Source organism: Pseudomonas sp. P116 (assembly GCF_020149425.1).
GTDB classification, from domain to species: Bacteria; Pseudomonadota; Gammaproteobacteria; order Pseudomonadales; family Pseudomonadaceae; genus Aquipseudomonas; species Aquipseudomonas anatoliensis.
Genome location: NZ_JACVHB010000002.1, coordinates 24,961 through 43,098 on the forward strand (window position 1 = coordinate 24,961; position 18,138 = coordinate 43,098).

Sequence of the window (18,138 nt, forward strand, 5' to 3'; positions counted from 1 at the left end):
AGAGCTGCCGAAGGCTGCGATCTTTTGATCTTTTTTTTTGCGAACTAAAGTCAAAAGATCGCAGCCTTCGGCAGCTCCTACAGGGGGAAAGGTGTGTGTCAGTAAACGCATTCCACAGCCATGGCCGTTGCTTCGCCGCCACCAATGCAGATGGCTGCGATGCCGCGTTTCAAATTGTTCTGGCGCAACGCCGAAAGTAACGTCACCAGAATCCGCGCACCAGACGCACCAATCGGATGGCCCAGCGCACAAGCGCCGCCGTGGATATTGAGTTTCTCGTGCGGGATGTCGAGGTGCTTCATGGCTGCCATGGCAACCACGGCAAACGCTTCGTTGACTTCAAACAGGTCAACCTCGGCCAGCGACCAGCCGGCCTTCTTCACCAGTTTGTTGATCGCCCCGATCGGTGCCACCGGAAACAGCCCCGGCGTATCGGCGAACGCCGAGTGACCGTGAATGACCGCCAGCGGTTTCAAACCAAGTGTCTGCGCCTGCGACTGACGCATCAGCACCAGCGCCGCCGCACCGTCGGAGATCGAACTGGAATTCGCCGCCGTCACCGTACCGCCCTCGCGGAACGCCGGTTTCAGCGAAGCGACCTTGTCCAGCTTGGCTTTCGGCGGCTGCTCGTCATTGCTGATCAGCACCTGGTCTTTGCCGACAGTCACGGTCAGCGGGACGATTTCTTCCTTGAAGCGGCCGTCCTTGATCGCCTGTTGCGCGCGGGTGGTCGAGGCGATGGCGAAGGCGTCCTGCGCTTCACGGCTGAACTCATTGGTGTCGGCGCATTCCTCGGCGAAGGTGCCCATCAGACGCCCCTTGTCGTAGGCGTCTTCGAGACCGTCGAGGAACATCGAATCCAGCACCCGGCCGTGGCCCATGCGGTAACCGGCGCGGGCACGATCCAGCAGATAGGGCGAGTTGGACATGCTTTCCATGCCGCCGGCGATCACCACATCGGCGCTGCCAGCGACCAGCATGTCGTGGGCCAGGATGGTGGTTTCCATGCCCGAGCCGCACATCTTGTTGACGGTGGTGCAACGGGTCGATTTATCCAGCCCGGCGCCAAGCGCTGCTTGCCGCGCGGGGGCCTGGCCGAGTCCGGCAGGCAATACGCAACCGAACAGCACTTCGTCGACCGCATCGCTGGCGACACCGGCGCGTTCAACCGCTGCCTTGATGGCGGCAGCGCCGAGTTGTGGCGCGGTGAGGCTTTTCAGTTCGCCCTGAAAACCGCCCATCGGGGTACGAACGGCGCTGACGATAACAATCGGATCGTTGGAAATAGTCATGACAAATCCTCCTTACTTGGCGGCCATGCGCAAGGCACCGTCGAGACGGATCACCTCGCCGTTGAGCATGCTGTTTTCGATGATATGCCGAACCAGCGCGGCGTACTCGGCAGGCTTGCCCAGACGCGGCGGGAACGGTACGCCCGCAGCCAGCGAGTCGCGGACTTCCGGGGTCATGCCGGCCATCATCGGCGTTTCAAAAATGCCCGGGGCGATGGTCATCACGCGGATGCCGAAGCGCGCCAGTTCGCGGGCGGCTGGCAGGGTCAGGCTGGCGATGGCACCCTTGGATGCTGCATACGCGGCCTGACCAATCTGGCCGTCGAACGCCGCTACCGAAGCGGTGTTAATGATCACGCCGCGCTCACCGTCAGCATTGGCCTCGCTCTCGGCAATCGCCGCTGCAGCCAGGCGCAGCATGTTGAAGCTGCCGATCAGGTTGACGTTGATCACCTGGGCGAAACTGGCCAGTGCGTGCGGGCCGGTCTTGCCGAGAATCTTCTCGCCACGGACGATGCCGGCGCAGTTGACCAGACCGTTGAGGCTGCCAAATGCAGTGACGGTCGCTTGAACGGCGGCTTCGGCGGCGGCTTCGTTACTGATGTCGGCGACGACGCTTTGCGCACCCAGGCGCTTGGCCTGCGCGGCCACCGCTTCGGCGTTCATGTCCACCAGCATCACTTTGGCGCCGGCACTCACCAGCAATTCAGCGGTGGCTGCACCCAGGCCAGACGCGCCGCCGGTGACGATAAAAACCTTGTTCTCGATCTGCATGACTGTTTCCTTCGATTCAAGCTGAAACGTTGTGCGCCGCGGCCTCTTGAGCCTTGGCGATTTCCTGGTTGCGCAAGATAAAGCGCTGCAATTTGCCGCTTGGGGTTTTGGGCAATTCACTGACAAATTCGATTTCCCGCGGGTACGAATGCGCGGCCAGACGCTTGCGTACGTGCTGGCGAAGTTCTTCGGCCAACGCAGGCTCCGCGCGGTATTGCGCGCTGAGCACCACGAAGGCTTTGACCAGTTCGGTACGCTCCGGATCGGGTTTGCCGACCACCGCTGCTTCGACCACGGCAGGATGTTCGATCAGCGCGCTTTCGACATCGAACGGGCCGACGCGGTAGCCAGACGTGGTAATCACGTCGTCGCTGCGGCCGACGAAACTGATGCTGCCGTCCGGATTCCATTCCACGGTGTCGCCGCTCAGGTAGTAATCGCCGACGAAGGCTTTGGTTGGCGCGCCCTCATAGCCGCCAAACCAGCACATCGGCGACTTGGCGCGGTCGATGGCGAGGATGCCCGGCTGACCGACGCCGAGTTCGTTGTTCTGCTCGTCGAGCACCACAATGCGATGCCCCGGTGAGGCGAAACCGGCGGCGCCAACGTGAACCGCATGGTCGAGGCCATGGTGGTTGCACAGCACCATGCCCAGTTCGGTCTGGCCGTAATGGTCGTGGATGACCACGTCGAGGTTGTCGGCGAACCAGCGGATCACTTCCGGGTTCAGCGGCTCGCCCGCGCTGCTGATGATCCGCAGCTTGCCTTTTATCAACCTTGCGAACTCGTCACCGCCGGCAATCAGCAGACGATAGGCCGTCGGCGAACCGGTGAGATTGGTGATCCCGTACTTGTTGATCACCCGGCAGGTGCTTTCGAGGGTGAACGGGCCATCGTAGAAAGTGATCGGATGCCCCATGGCCAGCGGACCGGTAACGCCGAAATAGATGCCATAGGCCCAACCCGGATCGGCGACGTTCCAGAATGCATCTTCCGGGCGCAGATCCACCGCATCACGGGTGTAACTCTGGAACGCGACAATCGCCTTGAGCGGTACCGACAGCGCTTTCGCCGGGCCGGTGGTGCCCGAGGTGAACATCAGCAGGAACGGGTCTTCGCCGCTCAGCCGCACGGGTTCGCAGACGTTGGAATAATTGGCCAGTTCGGCCCAGAAACTGAAATCGCCACGGACAATGCCCTGGCCCTTGGGGCCGCCAACTGTGACCAGGGTCGGGCAGTCGGCAACTTCGCTGAGTTTCGGCCGGTTGACCGCGTCGGTCACCACGACTTTGGCGCCGGAGCTGTTCAGTCGATGTTCGAGGGCCTTGGGCCCGAACGCGGTGAACAGCGGTTGGTACACCGCTCCGATGCGCCAGGTGGCAAAAACGGTAATGAGCAATTCGACATTGCGTGGCAGCAGACCGGCGACCTTGTCACCCTTCTGTACGCCTTGGGCGAGGAGGAAATTGGCGAAACGCGCGGCTTTGTCCTGCAAGTCGCTGAAGGTGTACGTCGCGCTGGCGCCGTCGCGACCTTCCCAGAACAGCGCGATGCGCCCCGGCAATGCATGGCGGTCGCAGCATTCAACGCAGGCGTTGAGCGCCTCAAGCGAGCCGCTGAGCGCGGCGTCTACAGTGTGCTGATAGTTGAACTGTTCGGTGGCAGACAAGTAATCGCGCATTGCCAGAATCCCTCTGTGTTTTTATTAGGCTGGGAACCGTAAACAACAGAGGGATAGTCGCGCTGCGCGGGGCTGGGGGCAATGGTCAAAGCCATCAAAGTGGCTGACTGGTTTGGCCAAACCTCCGAAAATGATTCATACCTTCTGTAGGAGCTGCCGAAGGCTGCGATCTTTTGATTCTGCTTTTTAAGATCAAAAGATCGCAGCCTTCGGCAGCTCCTACAGGGAATGCAGTTCCAATGTGGGAGCCAGCCTGCTGGCGATGGCGGCAGATCAGACGGCTTCGTTAAGGATCAGCGTGCGGTAATGCCCGGGATTTGACCCCGACCACTTGCGAAACGCCTTGTAGAACGAACTGGCATCGGCAAACCCCAAACGGCTGGCGATCTCGACAAAGCTGATCGACGGCTCGGCCAGCCAGACAATCGCCAGCTCCTTGCGCACGCTGTCCTTGAGGCCCTGATAGGTCTGCCCTTCTTCCGCCAGACGGCGGCGCAAAGTCGAGGCCGACATGCACAGTTGCTGGGCCAGCGCTTCGGTTTCCGGCCACTGCTCGGCAGGCAACTGACGCAAATCGTGTTTGATCCGGCTGGCCAGGCTCTGCGGGTCGCGGTACTTGACCAGAATGTTGGCCGGCGCGTGAGCCAGAAAGCGCTTGAGCTCCTCGGCGGAACGTTTGATCGGCAAATCGAGGCAATCGGCGGAAAAGATCATCCGCGTGCGTGGCCGATCAAAGCGCAGGTTGTCCGAGAACATCACCCGATAGTCATCGGTAAAGTCCGGCGCCGGGCAACGCAGCTCGATGGCCAGGATCGGAATCCGCCGCCCCGCCAGCCAGCAGGCCACGCCGTGGACGATCATCCAATAGGTGAAATAGGTAAACGCGCGGCGTGGTTCGGGATCGTCTTCGAGCAGGACAATTTCCGCCAGACTCTGCTGATGCACCAGTTGCGCCGGCAGGCGTTCGAGCATCAGCGACAGAAAGCTCAGCCCTGTGCTCAAACCGGCCGCCAGCGTCGGTTGTGCCATGGCGCTGCGACAGAGGAACTCCAGACTGCCGGACTTGAGCTTGCGCGGGTCCATGCCGAAAAACTCGTCATCACCGCGCCGAGCCAACAAGCGCCAGAGCTTTGCATATTGCGACGCCGGCACACGGCCTTCGCCGGTTTGCAGCAATACCGGATCAATACCGACCTTGCTCAAGACTTCTTCCGTGGTAATGCCCGGGGCACAACTTTGCAGCAGCGCTTCACGCACCAGTTGCACGGCGATGGTGTCTTTTTCCGACATGGAACGCGGCAGACCTTGTTGTTTTTGAATGACGGGCATCTTACCGCAGCCACCCGCGCGTTGCTGTCTCGAAAACACTGCAAAACCCTGTGGGAGCGGGCTTGCCCGCGATAGCGATGGAACTGCTGGCATTTCTGTTGGCTGAAAGGACGCCATCGCGGGCAAGCCCGCTCCCACAGGGAATTGTGCAGAACAAAAATTCAGGTTGTTCAGCTTGTGTTCAGGTTCTTGTCAATCATTGTCATATGGGAATGAGTGTCATTATGTTACAACTTAGCTTCCTATCTAAATCACCGCGGATACCGAATGCTCGTTCCCTTTCTGATCATGCTGCGCGAAGGCATTGAAGCCGCGCTGATCGTTGGCATCATCGCCAGCTACCTGCAACAGACCGGCCGCGGCCAATGGATGCCCGCCGTGTGGATCGGCGTTTTTCTCGCGGCAGCCCTGGCATTGCTGGTCGGCGGTGGCCTGGAACTGGTCAGCGCCGAATTCCCGCAAAAGCAGCAGGAACTGTTCGAAGGCGTGGTCGGGTTGGTGGCTGTGGCGATTCTCAGCTCGATGGTGTTCTGGATGCGCAAGGTCGCGCGGTCGATCAAACATTCGCTGCACGCGTCGCTGGATCAGGCACTGACTTCGTCCAAGCATCAGGTGATTGCGCTGATCGCCATGGTCTTCTTCGCCGTGGCGCGAGAGGGTCTGGAAACCGTGTTCTTCCTGCTCGCCGTGTTCCAGCAGAGCGAAGGCCCGGGCGCGCCGATTGGTGCCCTGCTCGGCCTGATTCTGGCGATCATCGTTGGCTTCCTCATCTACAGCGGCAGCATGCGCCTCAACCTCTCGGCATTTTTCAAGTGGACCGGGTTGTTCATTCTGGTCGTGGCCGCGGGGATTCTCGCCAATTCGGTGCAAGCCCTGCATGAAGCCGGCGTGTGGAATCACCTGCAAACCGTGCTCTTCGATTTCAGCGCGACGCTGCCGATGGATGGCCCGCTGGGCTCGGTGCTGGCCGGCATGTTCGGTTATCAGGATGCGCCGACGGTCAGCACCCTTGGCGCGTACCTGATCTATCTGCTGCTGGCGCTGGTGATGTTCTTCCTGCCCGCGCCCAAGCCTGTCGCGCAATCGTCTTCCGTTTCCAGCCAATAAGGGCACTCATGTCAAAGCCTAATACTCCTCAGGCCTCGCCGCCCCGTGCCTTGCGTTGGGCGCTGGCTGGTTCGGTGGTCGTGATGATCGCCGCCGGTGGTCTGTTCTGGTACGCCTCGAAAATGGCCGCGGCCAAGCGTCAGCACAACCACGATGAAGTGGTGGTCAACATTCATCCGGGCAATTGCGAGCCGAACGCCCTGACAGTCCCGGCCGGTCGCGCCAGTTTCCGTATCGTCAACCGTTCCGAACGTGCGGTGGAATGGGAGATCCTCGACGGCGTGCTGGTGGTCGAAGAGCGTGAAAACATCGCCCCAGGCCTGAGCCAGGTGATCAATGCCAACCTGCAACCCGGCGACTACGCCATCACTTGCGGCCTGCTGAGCAACCCGCGCGGCACCCTGCATGTGACACCGACCGCCGCTTCTGACGCCGCCGCGAGAGCCAAGCCGTCGATGGTTGCCTTCATCGGGCCGCTGTCGGAATTCCGTGTGTATCTGGCCAGCCAGGGCAGCGCGTTGATCAAAGCCACCACCGCGCTCAATCAGGCGATTGCCAGTGGCGACTTGAGTCAGGCGCAGGCGTTGTACCTGCCGGCGCGGGCGGCGTATCAACGCTTGGCCCCGGCGGCTCAGCGACTGGCCGAACTGGACAAACGCATCAATGCACGCGCCGACTACTTCGAGAAACGCGAGCAGGATCCGGCGTTCGTCGGTTTCCACCGCATCGAATACTCGCTGTTCCAGCAACACAAACTCGATGATCTCGCCGTCGTCGCCCAGCGTCTGGTGAGCGACGTCACCACGCTGAAACAGCAACTGCTCGCACAATCGTTGCCGCCGGAGCAACTGGTCAACATCGTCGTGCGCAACCTCAACACTCTCGCCGACGTGCGTGCCGCCAGCGGTGAAGAAGAACGCTACAGCCACAGCGACCTCAACGGGTTCGCCGCCAATCTGCAAACCGCGCACAAAGTCGTCGATTTGCTGCGGCCGATGCTGAGCAAATCAGCGGCGGATCTCTTGCCGAAAATCGAGCAGACGCTGGCCGACTTCGACAACCAACTGAATAGCTACAAGGTCAAGGACGGCTACGCCAGCTACGACGCCATCAACGGCGCGCAACGCAAGCAGATCGCCGACAAGGCGCAGGCTTTGGCCGACGCACTTGATGGCATCGATCCAGCCCTTGGCCTCTCCGGCCTGTAAGCAGAAGACCCGTACCGATGAAAGACTCAGAACAACTCAACCTGCAACGCCGCCGCGTACTGATGGGCATGGGCGCTGCCGGTGTCGCACTGGCCGGATCGGCCCTGAGCTGCCCCGCCATGGCTGCCGCACCTGCGCAAGTCACCGAAGCACCGAGCAGCGACAAGACTGAAGACCGTCACGATTTCCACGGCGTGCATCAAACCGGCATCGTCACCCCTCGCCCGGCGTCGGGCATGTTGGTGGCGTTCGATGTGTTGGCCAGTGATCGCGAAGATCTCGAGCGACTGTTTCGCACGCTCAACGAGCGCATCGCCTTCCTGATGAAGGGCGGCCCGGTCGCGCAGCTCGATCCGAAACTGCCGCCGCCGGATTCCGGCATTCTCGGCCCGGTCGTCACCCCGGATAACCTGACCATCACCGTGTCCGTGGGCGAATCGCTGTTCGATGAGCGCTTCGGCCTGGCGGACGCCAAACCCAAACGTCTGCAACGCATGGTCGGTTTCCCCAACGATGCGCTGGAGGCCGATTGCTGCCATGGCGACTTGAGTCTGCAGTTCTGCGCCAACACCACCGACACCAACATCCACGCCCTGCGCGACATCGTCAAGAACCTGCCGGACCTGTTGCTGGTGCGCTGGAAACAGGAAGGCAGCGTGCCGCCGCAAGCCCCGGCCAAGCCCGGTGCGCCGGCGCAATCGGCGCGCAATTTCCTTGGTTTCCGTGATGGCTCGGCCAACCCCGATTCCAACGACGATAACGCCATGGATCGCCTGGTATGGGTGCAACCGGGCAGCGACGAACCGGCCTGGGCGGCGCATGGCAGTTATCAAGCCGTACGGATCATCCGCAACTTCGTCGAACGCTGGGATCGCACGCCGTTGCAGGAGCAGGAAAGCATTTTCGGTCGGACCAAGAACACCGGCGCGCCGATGGGCGGCCACCACGAAAGCGAGGTCCCGGATTACAGCAAAGACCCGGAAGGCAAGCTGACCAGGCTCGACGCGCACATTCGTCTGGCCAACCCGCGCACTGCCGCCAGCCAGGCCAACCTGATCCTGCGTCGCCCGTTCAACTATTCAAACGGCGTCAACAAGAACGGCCAGCTCGACATGGGCCTGCTGTTCATCTGTTACCAGGCCGATCTGGAAAAAGGCTTTATCACCGTGCAGACCCGCCTCAACGGCGAACCGCTGGAGGAATACCTCAAACCGGTCGGCGGCGGTTACTTCTTCACCCTGCCGGGGGTGACGGGCGACAAGGACTTTATCGGTCGCTCGCTGCTCAACGCCACACAACCCAAAACAGCCGCATAAAACAACTTCAACACTGGAGCCGCCACCCATGAAAAAGACGCCACTCGCGTTATTGCTGACCCTCGGATTGCTCAACACCCCGCTGTCGGCATTCGCCGCGACAGCACCGCTGGATCTGGTCGGGCCGGTTTCGGACTACAAGATCTACGTCACCGAACAACTCGATGAACTGGCCAGCCACACCCAGCAATTCACCGACGCCGTGAAGAAAGGCGACCTGGCGTCCGCGCAACAACTCTACGCACCGACCCGCGTTTTCTACGAGTCGATCGAGCCAATTGCCGAGCTGTTCAGTGACCTCGATGCGTCCATCGACTCGCGTGTGGATGACCACGAGAAAGGTGTGAAGGCTGAAGATTTCACCGGTTTCCACCGTATCGAATATTCGCTGTTTTCGGAAAAGAGCACCCAGGGCCTCGACGCATTGGCGGATGGCTTGAACAAAGACGTGCAAGACCTGCAAACCCGCGTCGCTGGCCTGACCTTCCCGCCGGAAAAAGTGGTGGGCGGCGCTGCTGCGTTGCTGGAAGAAGTGGCCGCAACGAAGATCTCTGGCGAGGAAGATCGCTACAGCCACACCGACCTGTATGACTTCCAGGGCAACATCGATGGCGCGAAGAAAATCGTCGATTTGTTCCGTCCGCAAATCGAGCAGCAGGACAAGGCTTTCATCGCGAAAGTCGACAAGAACTTCGCCACCGTCAACAAGGTGCTGGCCAGGTACAAGACTCAGGATGGCGGGTTTGAGACGTATGACAAGGTCAAGGATAACGACCGCAAGGCGCTGGTCGGACCGGTGAATACCTTGGCGGAAGACCTTTCCACGTTGCGTGGGAAGTTGGGGCTGAACTGAGTTTATGTAGGGTTTTTCAGGGCCTCATCGCTGGCAAGCCAGCTCCCACAGGTTTGGCCGGTGTTCACAAAATCTGTGTGCACTGCAAACCCTGTGGGAGCTGGCTTGCCAGCGATGGCGTCAGCAGGCCCGCCGCATCATCCGGATCAATTTACAAAATCCGGTAAAGCAACCGCTCAATCCGCACCCGACTCACGCGCTTGAGAAACTTCGCCACCCCTGCCGGGTATTCCGGCAAGGTCTCCAGATCGTGGAAGCTGGAAATCCGCGAAGTATGGCGGAAGATCGCCTCCAGCTCCTGCGCTCGCGGGGCCACCCACTCGCCTTTGGGATCATCGATCAACAACGCATTTTCCAGGTCCAGGCGGAACGCCCTTGGATTGAGGTTGTTGCCGGTCAGCAGCGTATAGCGCTGGTCGATCCACATGCCCTTGAGGTGATAGGTGTTGTCGCCGTCACGCCACAGGTGCAGGTTCAACTGACCACTGTCGATGCTGCGCTGATGGCGTTTGGCGAAGCGGCGCAGGCTGATCTCGTACAGGTACGGCAGCGCGGCGATCACCCGGAACGGCTCGCTCGGCGGGATGTAGAAGTCGTTGGCGGTCTTGTCGCCGACCACGATGTCGATCTTCACGCCACGGGCCAGCGCGCGGTTGATCTCGCGGATCACCCCCAGCGGCAGGTTGAAGTAAGGCGTGCAAATGGTCAGCTGCTTTTGCGCACTAGCGATCAATTCGAGAATCGCCCGGTTCAACGGGTTGTTCTTGCCCACGCCGAGCAATGGACTGACCGACAGCCCCTCTTTTGCGGTGCTGCCGGCACTGGTGTCGTAGGTCGCGTGCTTGAGGCGGCTGCGCAAATCACCGATGTCGTTGCGCAGGCTGCGGGTGGTCGGCAGGTTCGGCAGGTCGAGGCGATGCACCGCTTTGGATTCGATCAGGCCGTGCTTGACCAAGTGATGCATCGAGTCCGCCAGCTCATGGCTTTGCAAGACGTGATAGCGGTCGAACCGGTACTTGTCGAACTTGTGCAGGTAAACGTTGTTCAGGCTGGCGCCGCTGTAGACCACGCAATCGTCGATCACGAAGCCCTTCAAATGCAGCACGCCGAACAGTTCGCGGGTTTGCACCGGCACGCCATAGACCGGCACTTCACTCTGGTGAGTGCGGGTCATTTCCTGATACCACGCCGAATTGCCCGGCTGCTTGCCGGCACCGATCAGCCCGCGCTGGGCGCGCAGCCAGTCAACCACCACGGCGATTTCCAGCTCGGGACGCTTGAGTTTGGCGGCGTGCAAGGCATCAAGGATTTCCTGACCGGCTTCGTCTTGCTGCAAATACAGGGCGACGATATAGATGCGCTGGGTCGCCGCAGCGATTTTCTCCAGCAGGCAACGACGGAACTCGGCGGCGCCGGACAAAATGGTCACGGCCTCGGCGGTCAGCGGAAAGCTGCGCAGTTTAGGCAGCAGAGAGCGTTTGAAAAGCAACGGCATAGGGCTCGCAATGGGTCGAATCCGAAGAACCCGAGAGCTTACACCATCGATCTCTGTGGGTCTTGTGAGGGTCTGTAAAGAGATCAAAAGATCGCAGCCTTCGGCAGCTCCGGCACGGGGGTTGTGAACACCTTGCAGGAGCTGCCGAAGGCTGCGATCTTTTGATTTTAAAAAATACCTTGCCAATGAAGAACGGTCGTTCTACTGTGCGCAACATGAACAAAATCACTGACACCTCAACCCGCAACATCATTCTGGATGTCACCGAAAAGCTGATCTACAAAAGTGGCATCGCCGCCACGGGCATGGATCTTCTTGTGAAAACCGCCGGCGTCTCCAGAAAGAGCATCTACCGCTACTTCACCAATAAAGACGAGTTGGTGACCGCCGCCCTGCAACGCCGCGACGTGCGCTGGATGCACTGGTACCGGAGCGCTGTCGGTCAGGCCGAAACGCCGGCCGATCGCCTGCTCAACCTGTTTACCGTGCTCAAGGGCTGGTTCGCCTCGGAAGGTTTCCGCGGCTGCGCCTTTATCAACACCAGTGGTGAGACCGGCGACGCGCAAGATCCGGTGCGTCTGGTCGCCAGGGAACACAAACAGAAACTGCTCGACTACGTGTGCGAGCTGTGTACCGAACATGGCGCCAAGGACCCGCAGTTGCTGGCCAGACAACTGCTGATCCTGATTGACGGCGCCATTACCGTAGCGCTTGTGATGGGTGATCACAGTGCCGCCGATAATGCGCAATGCATGGCGCGAAAGTTATTGGACCTGTAACGCCTTAATAAGCCTGACAAGTTGTTTAAACGTTGAATCTATCGGGAGACTGATTATGTCTACTGCAGCTCAGGTACGTCCGCCATTGCCACCCTTCAACCGTGAATCGGCCATCGAGAAAGTTCGTCTGGCCGAAGACGGCTGGAACTCCCGCGATCCTGAAAGGGTTTCGCTGGCTTACACCCTCGACACGAAATGGCGCAACCGCGCCGAGTTCGCCAACAACCGTGAAGAAGCCAAAGCCTTCCTCACCCGTAAATGGGCGAAAGAGCTGGATTACCGCCTGATCAAGGAACTCTGGGCCTACTCGGACACGCGCATTGCCGTGCGCTATGCCTACGAGTGGCACGACGATTCAGGGAACTGGTTCCGCTCCTACGGTAATGAAAACTGGGAGTTCGACGACAACGGCCTGATGTTCCAGCGCTACGCGTGCATCAACGACATGCCGATTCAGGAAAGCGAGCGCAAGTTTCACTGGCCGCTGGGTCGCCGGCCGGATGATCATCCGGGGCTGTCGGACCTCGGTCTGTAACCCGCACCTGTAGGAGCTGCGGCACGCTGCGATCGTTTGATCTTGCTCTTAAAAAACGGATCAAAAGATCGCAGCCTCGTTTCACTCGACAGCTCCTACAGGGGGACTTGGGTTTTGCTCAACGCAAAATCGTCAGCGCAAATCCGATCGAACTCATGGCAAACCCGCCGGGTCAACCAGCCATACCCGCCATGAGACTCGGAGACCTACGATGACCGATTATCCAAAACCACCCTTCCCTGCGCAGGCCCAATCCGTTCCCGGTTCACAACGCAAAATGGAGCCGTACCCTGACTGTGGTGAGCAAAGTTACGTTGGCTCGGGCCGCCTCGCCGGCAAAATCGCGCTGATAACCGGAGGCGACAGCGGTATTGGCCGCGCTGTGGCCATTGCCTTTGCCCGTGAAGGCGCTGATGTTGTCGTCGCTTACCTCAATGAACACGAAGACGCGAAGGAAACCGCACGCTGGGTCGAACAGGCCGGTCGCCAATGCCTGTTGCTGTCGGGTGACCTCGCGCAAAAGTCCCATTGCCAGGACCTGGTCGATCAAACCATTGAACGCTTCGGCCGCATCGACGTGCTGGTCAACAACGCCGCGTTCCAGATGACCCATGAAAACTTCGAAGACATCCCCGATGACGAATGGGTGATGACATTCGACGTCAACATCACCGCGATTTTCCGTTTGTGTCAGGCGGCGATCAAACACATGCGCCCCGGCGCGTCGATCATTAACACCAGTTCAGTCAATTCCGACATGCCGAAGCCGACCCTGCTGGCCTACGCCACCACCAAAGGTGCGATCGCCAACTTTACCGGTGGTCTGGCGCAGATGCTCGGGCCCAAGGAAATCCGCGTGAACTGCGTGGCGCCGGGGCCGATCTGGACCCCTCTGATTGTCTCGACCATGCCGGATGAAGAAGTGCAGAACTTCGGTGGCAATACACCGTTGGGGCGTCCCGGCCAGCCGGTGGAAGTGGCGCCGATCTATGTGCTGCTGGCCTCGGATGAAGCCAGCTACATCACTGGTCAACGCTATGGCGTGACCGGCGGCAAACCGATGCTCTGACGTTCGCTCCTGATCAGTGCCGCCCCCGTCCCGTGTAGGAGCTGCCGCAGGCTGCGATGTTTTGATCTGGTCTTCTAGAATCAAAAGATCGCAGCCTGCGGCAGCTCCTACAGGGAATTCGGCGGGAAAAATGAACACGACGCCCGGTCTACCCATTACGAGAGAAGAATCATGAGTTTTACCGTGTGGGTTGCCGTGCTCGGCGCCGTGTTGCTGACCTTGGCGCTGACGTCCTCGTACTTGCGCTGGATGCCGGTGACCACCTCGGCGGTGTGCTTGCTGCTGGGTGTTGCGATTGGCCCCAGTGGCCTGGATCTGCTGAAACTGTCGCTGGAGGACGCCTCGTTGTGGATGGAGCACCTGACGGAAGTCGCGGTGCTCTTTTCGTTGTTTGTCTGCGGATTGAAACTGCGCCTGCCGTTACGCGATAAACGCTGGCGAATCGCGTTCGGCCTGGCCGGCCCGGTGATGGTGCTGACCATCGCTGGCGTTAGCCTGTTGCTGCATTGGGGCTTGCAGCTGCCGTGGGGGCCATCGTTGCTGATCGGCGCGATTCTGGCGCCGACCGACCCGGTACTCGCGGCGCTGGTCCAGGTCAACGATGCGCGGGATGTCGACAGCGTGCGGTTCGGCCTGTCTGGCGAGGCCGGGCTGAATGACGGTATCGCCTTTCCTTTCGTAATCCTCGGGTTGTTATTGCTACAGGGCGATAGCAGCACCGGACTATGGCAGGACTGGTTTTTGCGCAGCGTGTTATGGGCTGTACCCGCCGGATTGCTGACCGGTTACTGGATGGGCCGCGGCATTGGCCGCGTAACGCTGTCATTACGTATCCACAACGAAGACAGCACCCTGAGCCCCAATGACTATCTGGCGCTGGCATTGATCGCGCTGGCCTATGTCGTGGCCGAAGCCATTGGTGGTTACGGCTTCCTGTCGGTATTCGCTGCGGGACTAGGCCTGCGTCAGGTGGAAGTGCAATCCACCGGTGCCGGCCAGCCGCCCGCCGAGCATCTGGTGCAACCGGTGGTCGGTCACCTGAACGCTGAACCGCAGCATGCGGTGCATGGCGATACCGAGCAGTTGGAGGACAGCCAGGTTGCTGCCGGGATCATGATGGGTGACATGTTGTCGTTCGGGGGCTTGGTCGAACGGGCAATGGAAGTGTTTCTCGTCACACTGCTGGGTGTTGTGCTGATTGCACACTGGGACTGGCGGGCGTTACTGATTGGCGGCGTGTTGTTCTGCCTGATTCGCCCGCTTTGTGTTGCGCTGATGCCGTGGGGATCTTTGCTGGAGGGACGGCAACGTTTGCTGATCGGCTGGTTTGGCATTCGCGGGATCGGCAGCCTGTTCTATCTGTTTTATGCCTTGAATCATGGGCTGAGCGATTCGGTGGCTACGTTGTGTACCGACCTGACGCTGTCGGTTGTGGCGCTGAGCATTTTATTGCATGGCGTCAGTACGCAACCGATCCTGGCGCGGTATGAACAGCGCAAAAAGCGTTTCCCGCAACAACCCAAAAAAAACCGCCAACCCCTGTAGGAGCTGCCGAAGGCTGCGATCTTTTGATCTTGTTTTTTTTACGATCAAAAGATCGCAGCCTTCGGCAGCTCCTACAGGGAGTTGTGGGGGTGCAAAATTGTTGTGAAAAAAATGGATCGCTCAGCAATGGTCAGCGGTCACAACCTTAACCCCCGTCGCACCCTGTGTCGGGGCACGGCAGGTTCGGTTCCCCTGCGGCGCTACGCCTTAGAAAAGGAATCCCGTCATTTAAGGTTACGGTCATGAAAGAATGCTCGACTCCTGCGCAAATCAAGGCTTGCAGGGCTTTGGCCCTGGAACGCAATCGTCAATTGTTCGAAGAAGCGCAGGCGCTCAATCGAGCGGCGCATCAGTTACTCGAATCCGGGCAACTGGACGCCGAACAGTTTGAGCACTATCGGGCGTTGCGAGGCAAAGCCGATGTGAAGTTTGCCGATGCGATTGATCATCTGTGCGTGTTGAATGAGGATTTTCCGCCGATTCCGATGTCGGTGCAGAATTCGCAGGGGTTGCGGCGGGAGCTTGAGACAGCGCAGTGAGGTCGGGCGCCGAGAGCCCTCACCCTCTGGGAGAAGGCTGGGATGAGGGGCTGTTGATCTTCGACTCGGGTAGCTAAAACCTAGCCCCCCGGATTCGTAACCTGGATAAACACCGCATAACTGCCCAACATCACCCAGAACGTCGCAAAAATCCAAGGCGTACGCACCGAGAACAACAGTGACTTTCGGTAGCCCTTGTGGCTCGACTCCATCTCGCTGAACAGCGGCGATTCATCGTACGCCAGACCCATCAAAGGCTCGCTCTGCAGCAAATTGCTTTGTTTGAAGTGCCAGTGGTCGATGATGTCGTACGCCGCGCGAATCCCCGGCCAGGCGTTTAGCGAGCTGAGCAGCCCCAACAGCGCCAGAAACGGTGGCACCACCAGGGTGAACAACTTGCCCCATTCCGGGTTGAGGTTGGACATGCACGACGCAAAGGCAATCACCAAAAACGATTGCGCAGCCAGATAGGCATCGGTTCGATTGGCGAGGATGCTGGTTTCGTACTGGATCTCGCGTCGATAAAAGTCCAGACGTTCCTTGGGTGAACCGAACATCTTGGCATCATGTTCAGTCTGGATTTCTTCAGCGGTCGGGTGGGTCAATATGCGAGACACGAGACGCAGGCTCCGGGGCAGGTAAAAAACTTAGAAGCCGCCTGCCGCACACTAGTTCAGCCGAATATCCTCACACCTCATTTCATCGACCGAGCAATGATTTCCACAAGATTCAACTGCGTGAATGGTTTGGGTAGGCGCGGCAATTGCGCGGCAAAGCCTTCCAGGCGCTCGGCGTAACCGGTGGCCAGGACGATCGGCAGATCAGGTTTAAGCACCCGCACCGCGTGGGCCAGTTGTGCACCGCTCATGTGCGGCATGGCCATGTCGGTAATCATCAGGTCGATGACCTCGCCCCGGTCGAACAACGCCAGCGCCTCGGTGCCCGAGGTTGCGCTGACCACCCGGTGCCCGAGGTCTTCGAGCAGCAGACTGGTGCTGGTCAACACCAGCGAGTCGTCGTCCACCACCAACACGCTGAGCCGCGGAACAACAATCGGAGCGGCCGGCGGGAACAATGGCTTCGCCGTCGCGCCCTCGCCGGCCACCGGAATCCACAGTTCGGCAGTAGTGCCATTGGCTTGTTTACTTTTGAGGATGAAACGGCCACCGAGCTGTTCAATGAAGCCATGCACCATCGACAAACCCAGGCCAGTGCCTTTGCCGACGCCTTTGGTGGTGAAAAACGGGTCGCGGGCCGAAGCCAGCGTCTGTTCGTCCATGCCTTCGCCGGTGTCAGTCATGCTCAGGCAAATGTAACGCCCCGCCGCCAATTCCGAATGACTGAGTTCAAGCACGACTTCGCGTTGCGCGGCAATGGTCACGCTGCCGCCCTCGGGCATGGCATCACGAGCGTTGGTAGCCAGGTTGAGCAGCGCCAGTTCAAGTTGATTGACGTCCGCCAGCACCGGCTCCAGGTCTTCGGGAAAATCTGTTTCGATACGAATGCCCGGCCCCAGCGAGCTGCGCAGCAAGCCGGTAATGCCTTGCACCAATTGCGGAATGTCCACCGACTCGGTCTTGAGCTCCTGACGCCGGGCGAAGGCCAGCATGCGCTGGGTCAGTGACACGCCGCGCAGAGCGCCTTGAGTGGCGTTTTCCAACAGGCGGATGATTTTCGGATCGTCGCCAATGCGTTTCTGGACGATCTCAAGATTGCCGAGAATCACCGTCAGCAGGTTATTGAAGTCATGCGCTATACCGCCACTGAGCTGACCAATGGCCTGCATCTTCTGCGCTTGAGCCAGCGCCTCGCGAGTTTTTTCCAAAGACTGTTGGGCCTGATGGGCTTCGGTCACGTCGCGGGTGATCTTGGCAAAACCGAGCAACGTGCCGGTTTCACCGCGAATCGCATCGACCACCACGTGCGCCAGAAATTGCGTACCGTCCTTGCGCACACGCCAGCTTCGATTCTCGAAGCGGCCGGTTTCGGTGGCTATCGCAAGCGCCCGCTGCGGCTCGCCGCGCTCGCGGTCCTCGGGGGTATAGAAAATCGAAAAATGCTGGCCGATGATTTCTTCCGGCAGATAACCCTTGATCCGCTGGGCACCCTGATTCCAGTTGCTCACCCGCCCCTCGGGACTGAGCATGTAGATCGCATAGTCGGTGACGCCCTGTACCAGCAGACGGAACTGCTGTTCGCTTTGCTTGAGGGTTTCCTCGGCCATCTTGCGGTCGGTGAGATCACGAGTGATCTTGGCGAAACCCAGCAGTTTGCCATTGGGGTCGATGATCGGGTCGATCACCACATGCGACCAGAAGTTGGTGCCGTCCTTGCGCACGCGCCAGCCTTCGCCTTCGAACCGTCCTTCGCGGATCGCCGTATCGAGTGCCCGCTGCGGCAATCCGGCTGCGCGATCATAGGCGGTATAGAACCGCGAAAAGTGCTCACCGATAATTTCCGCTTCTTCATACCCCTTGAAGCGTTTGGCGCCGGAGTTCCAACTGGTGATGATGCCGTCGGGGTCGATCATGTAGATCGCATAGTCGACGACCGCGTCGATCAGAAGCCTGAAACGCATCTCTTCGATCGCTGCGGTCTTGTTGTTATCGCTCATCA

16 protein-coding genes are annotated in these 18,138 nt (G+C 59.7%); 9 read left to right on the plus strand and 7 right to left on the minus strand.

Annotated elements, in window-relative coordinates:
• Positions 1 to 98 precede the first annotated feature (98 nt).
• From ICA15_RS06545 to ICA15_RS06560, 4 genes are all read right to left on the minus strand, one after another.
• Positions 99 to 1,292: an acetyl-CoA C-acyltransferase gene (locus tag ICA15_RS06545; RefSeq protein ID WP_210552763.1), complete on the minus strand. Its 1,194-nt coding sequence runs from the start codon at positions 1,290 to 1,292 to the stop codon at positions 99 to 101.
• Positions 1,293 to 1,304: 12 nt separating this feature from the next.
• Positions 1,305 to 2,066: an SDR family NAD(P)-dependent oxidoreductase gene (locus ICA15_RS06550; RefSeq protein ID WP_150615573.1), complete on the minus strand. Its 762-nt coding sequence runs from the start codon at positions 2,064 to 2,066 to the stop codon at positions 1,305 to 1,307.
• A 16-nt stretch (positions 2,067 to 2,082) separates the two neighbouring features.
• Positions 2,083 to 3,747 carry an AMP-binding protein gene (locus ICA15_RS06555; RefSeq protein WP_210552764.1) on the minus strand — a complete coding sequence of 555 codons (1,665 nt, stop codon included), beginning with the start codon at positions 3,745 to 3,747 and terminating at the stop codon, positions 2,083 to 2,085.
• A gap of 273 nt (positions 3,748 to 4,020) precedes the next feature.
• Positions 4,021 to 5,037: an AraC family transcriptional regulator gene (locus ICA15_RS06560; RefSeq protein WP_210553186.1), complete on the minus strand. Its 1,017-nt coding sequence runs from the start codon at positions 5,035 to 5,037 to the stop codon at positions 4,021 to 4,023.
• A gap of 306 nt (positions 5,038 to 5,343) precedes the next feature.
• Here ICA15_RS06560 and efeU point away from each other — a divergent pair, with 306 nt between their 5' ends.
• The 4 genes from efeU to efeO (ICA15_RS06580) are packed head-to-tail and all read left to right on the plus strand — an operon-like array spanning position 5,344 to position 9,560.
• Complete coding sequence (gene efeU, locus ICA15_RS06565; protein ID WP_150603561.1) at positions 5,344 to 6,183, plus strand: iron uptake transporter permease EfeU; 840 nt, start codon at positions 5,344 to 5,346, stop codon at positions 6,181 to 6,183.
• A gap of 8 nt (positions 6,184 to 6,191) precedes the next feature.
• Positions 6,192 to 7,391: an iron uptake system protein EfeO gene (gene efeO / locus ICA15_RS06570; protein ID WP_210552765.1), complete on the plus strand. Its 1,200-nt coding sequence runs from the start codon at positions 6,192 to 6,194 to the stop codon at positions 7,389 to 7,391.
• A gap of 17 nt (positions 7,392 to 7,408) precedes the next feature.
• Positions 7,409 to 8,707, plus strand: coding sequence for an iron uptake transporter deferrochelatase/peroxidase subunit (gene efeB, locus ICA15_RS06575; protein WP_210552766.1), 1,299 nt, complete (start codon positions 7,409 to 7,411; stop codon positions 8,705 to 8,707).
• A 28-nt stretch (positions 8,708 to 8,735) separates the two neighbouring features.
• Positions 8,736 to 9,560 carry an iron uptake system protein EfeO gene (gene efeO, locus ICA15_RS06580; protein ID WP_210552767.1) on the plus strand — a complete coding sequence of 275 codons (825 nt, stop codon included), beginning with the start codon at positions 8,736 to 8,738 and terminating at the stop codon, positions 9,558 to 9,560.
• 151 nt (positions 9,561 to 9,711) lie between these two features.
• On the opposite strand, the gene pssA is transcribed toward efeO (ICA15_RS06580), so the two are convergent.
• Positions 9,712 to 11,055 carry a CDP-diacylglycerol--serine O-phosphatidyltransferase gene (gene pssA, locus ICA15_RS06585; RefSeq protein ID WP_210552768.1) on the minus strand — a complete coding sequence of 448 codons (1,344 nt, stop codon included), beginning with the start codon at positions 11,053 to 11,055 and terminating at the stop codon, positions 9,712 to 9,714.
• A 215-nt stretch (positions 11,056 to 11,270) separates the two neighbouring features.
• Between pssA and ICA15_RS06590 the strand changes: the two genes are divergently transcribed.
• The 5 genes from ICA15_RS06590 (at position 11,271) to ICA15_RS06610 (ending at position 15,522) form a co-directional block, all read left to right on the plus strand.
• Positions 11,271 to 11,834 (plus strand): TetR/AcrR family transcriptional regulator, encoded by a 564-nt coding sequence (locus ICA15_RS06590; protein ID WP_210552769.1) that lies wholly within the window; start codon positions 11,271 to 11,273, stop codon positions 11,832 to 11,834.
• 55 nt (positions 11,835 to 11,889) lie between these two features.
• The gene (locus ICA15_RS06595; protein WP_150603567.1) at positions 11,890 to 12,369 is read left to right on the plus strand and encodes a DUF1348 family protein; all 480 of its coding nucleotides are present in this window, start codon (positions 11,890 to 11,892) and stop codon (positions 12,367 to 12,369) included.
• Between the two features lie 211 nt (positions 12,370 to 12,580).
• Complete coding sequence (locus tag ICA15_RS06600; RefSeq protein ID WP_150603568.1) at positions 12,581 to 13,438, plus strand: SDR family oxidoreductase; 858 nt, start codon at positions 12,581 to 12,583, stop codon at positions 13,436 to 13,438.
• Positions 13,439 to 13,609: 171 nt separating this feature from the next.
• Positions 13,610 to 14,983 (plus strand): cation:proton antiporter, encoded by a 1,374-nt coding sequence (locus ICA15_RS06605; protein WP_210552770.1) that lies wholly within the window; start codon positions 13,610 to 13,612, stop codon positions 14,981 to 14,983.
• Between the two features lie 242 nt (positions 14,984 to 15,225).
• Complete coding sequence (locus ICA15_RS06610) at positions 15,226 to 15,522, plus strand: hypothetical protein (RefSeq protein ID WP_150615566.1); 297 nt, start codon at positions 15,226 to 15,228, stop codon at positions 15,520 to 15,522.
• Between the two features lie 80 nt (positions 15,523 to 15,602).
• Here the strand turns inward: ICA15_RS06610 and ICA15_RS06615 are convergent, their stop codons facing one another.
• Entirely contained in the window at positions 15,603 to 16,139 is a 537-nt protein-coding gene (locus ICA15_RS06615; protein ID WP_150603888.1) for a hypothetical protein, read from the minus strand.
• 77 nt (positions 16,140 to 16,216) lie between these two features.
• Positions 16,217 to 18,136 carry a PAS domain-containing sensor histidine kinase gene (locus ICA15_RS06620; protein ID WP_210552771.1) on the minus strand — a complete coding sequence of 640 codons (1,920 nt, stop codon included), beginning with the start codon at positions 18,134 to 18,136 and terminating at the stop codon, positions 16,217 to 16,219.
• Positions 18,137 to 18,138: the final 2 nt, after the last annotated feature.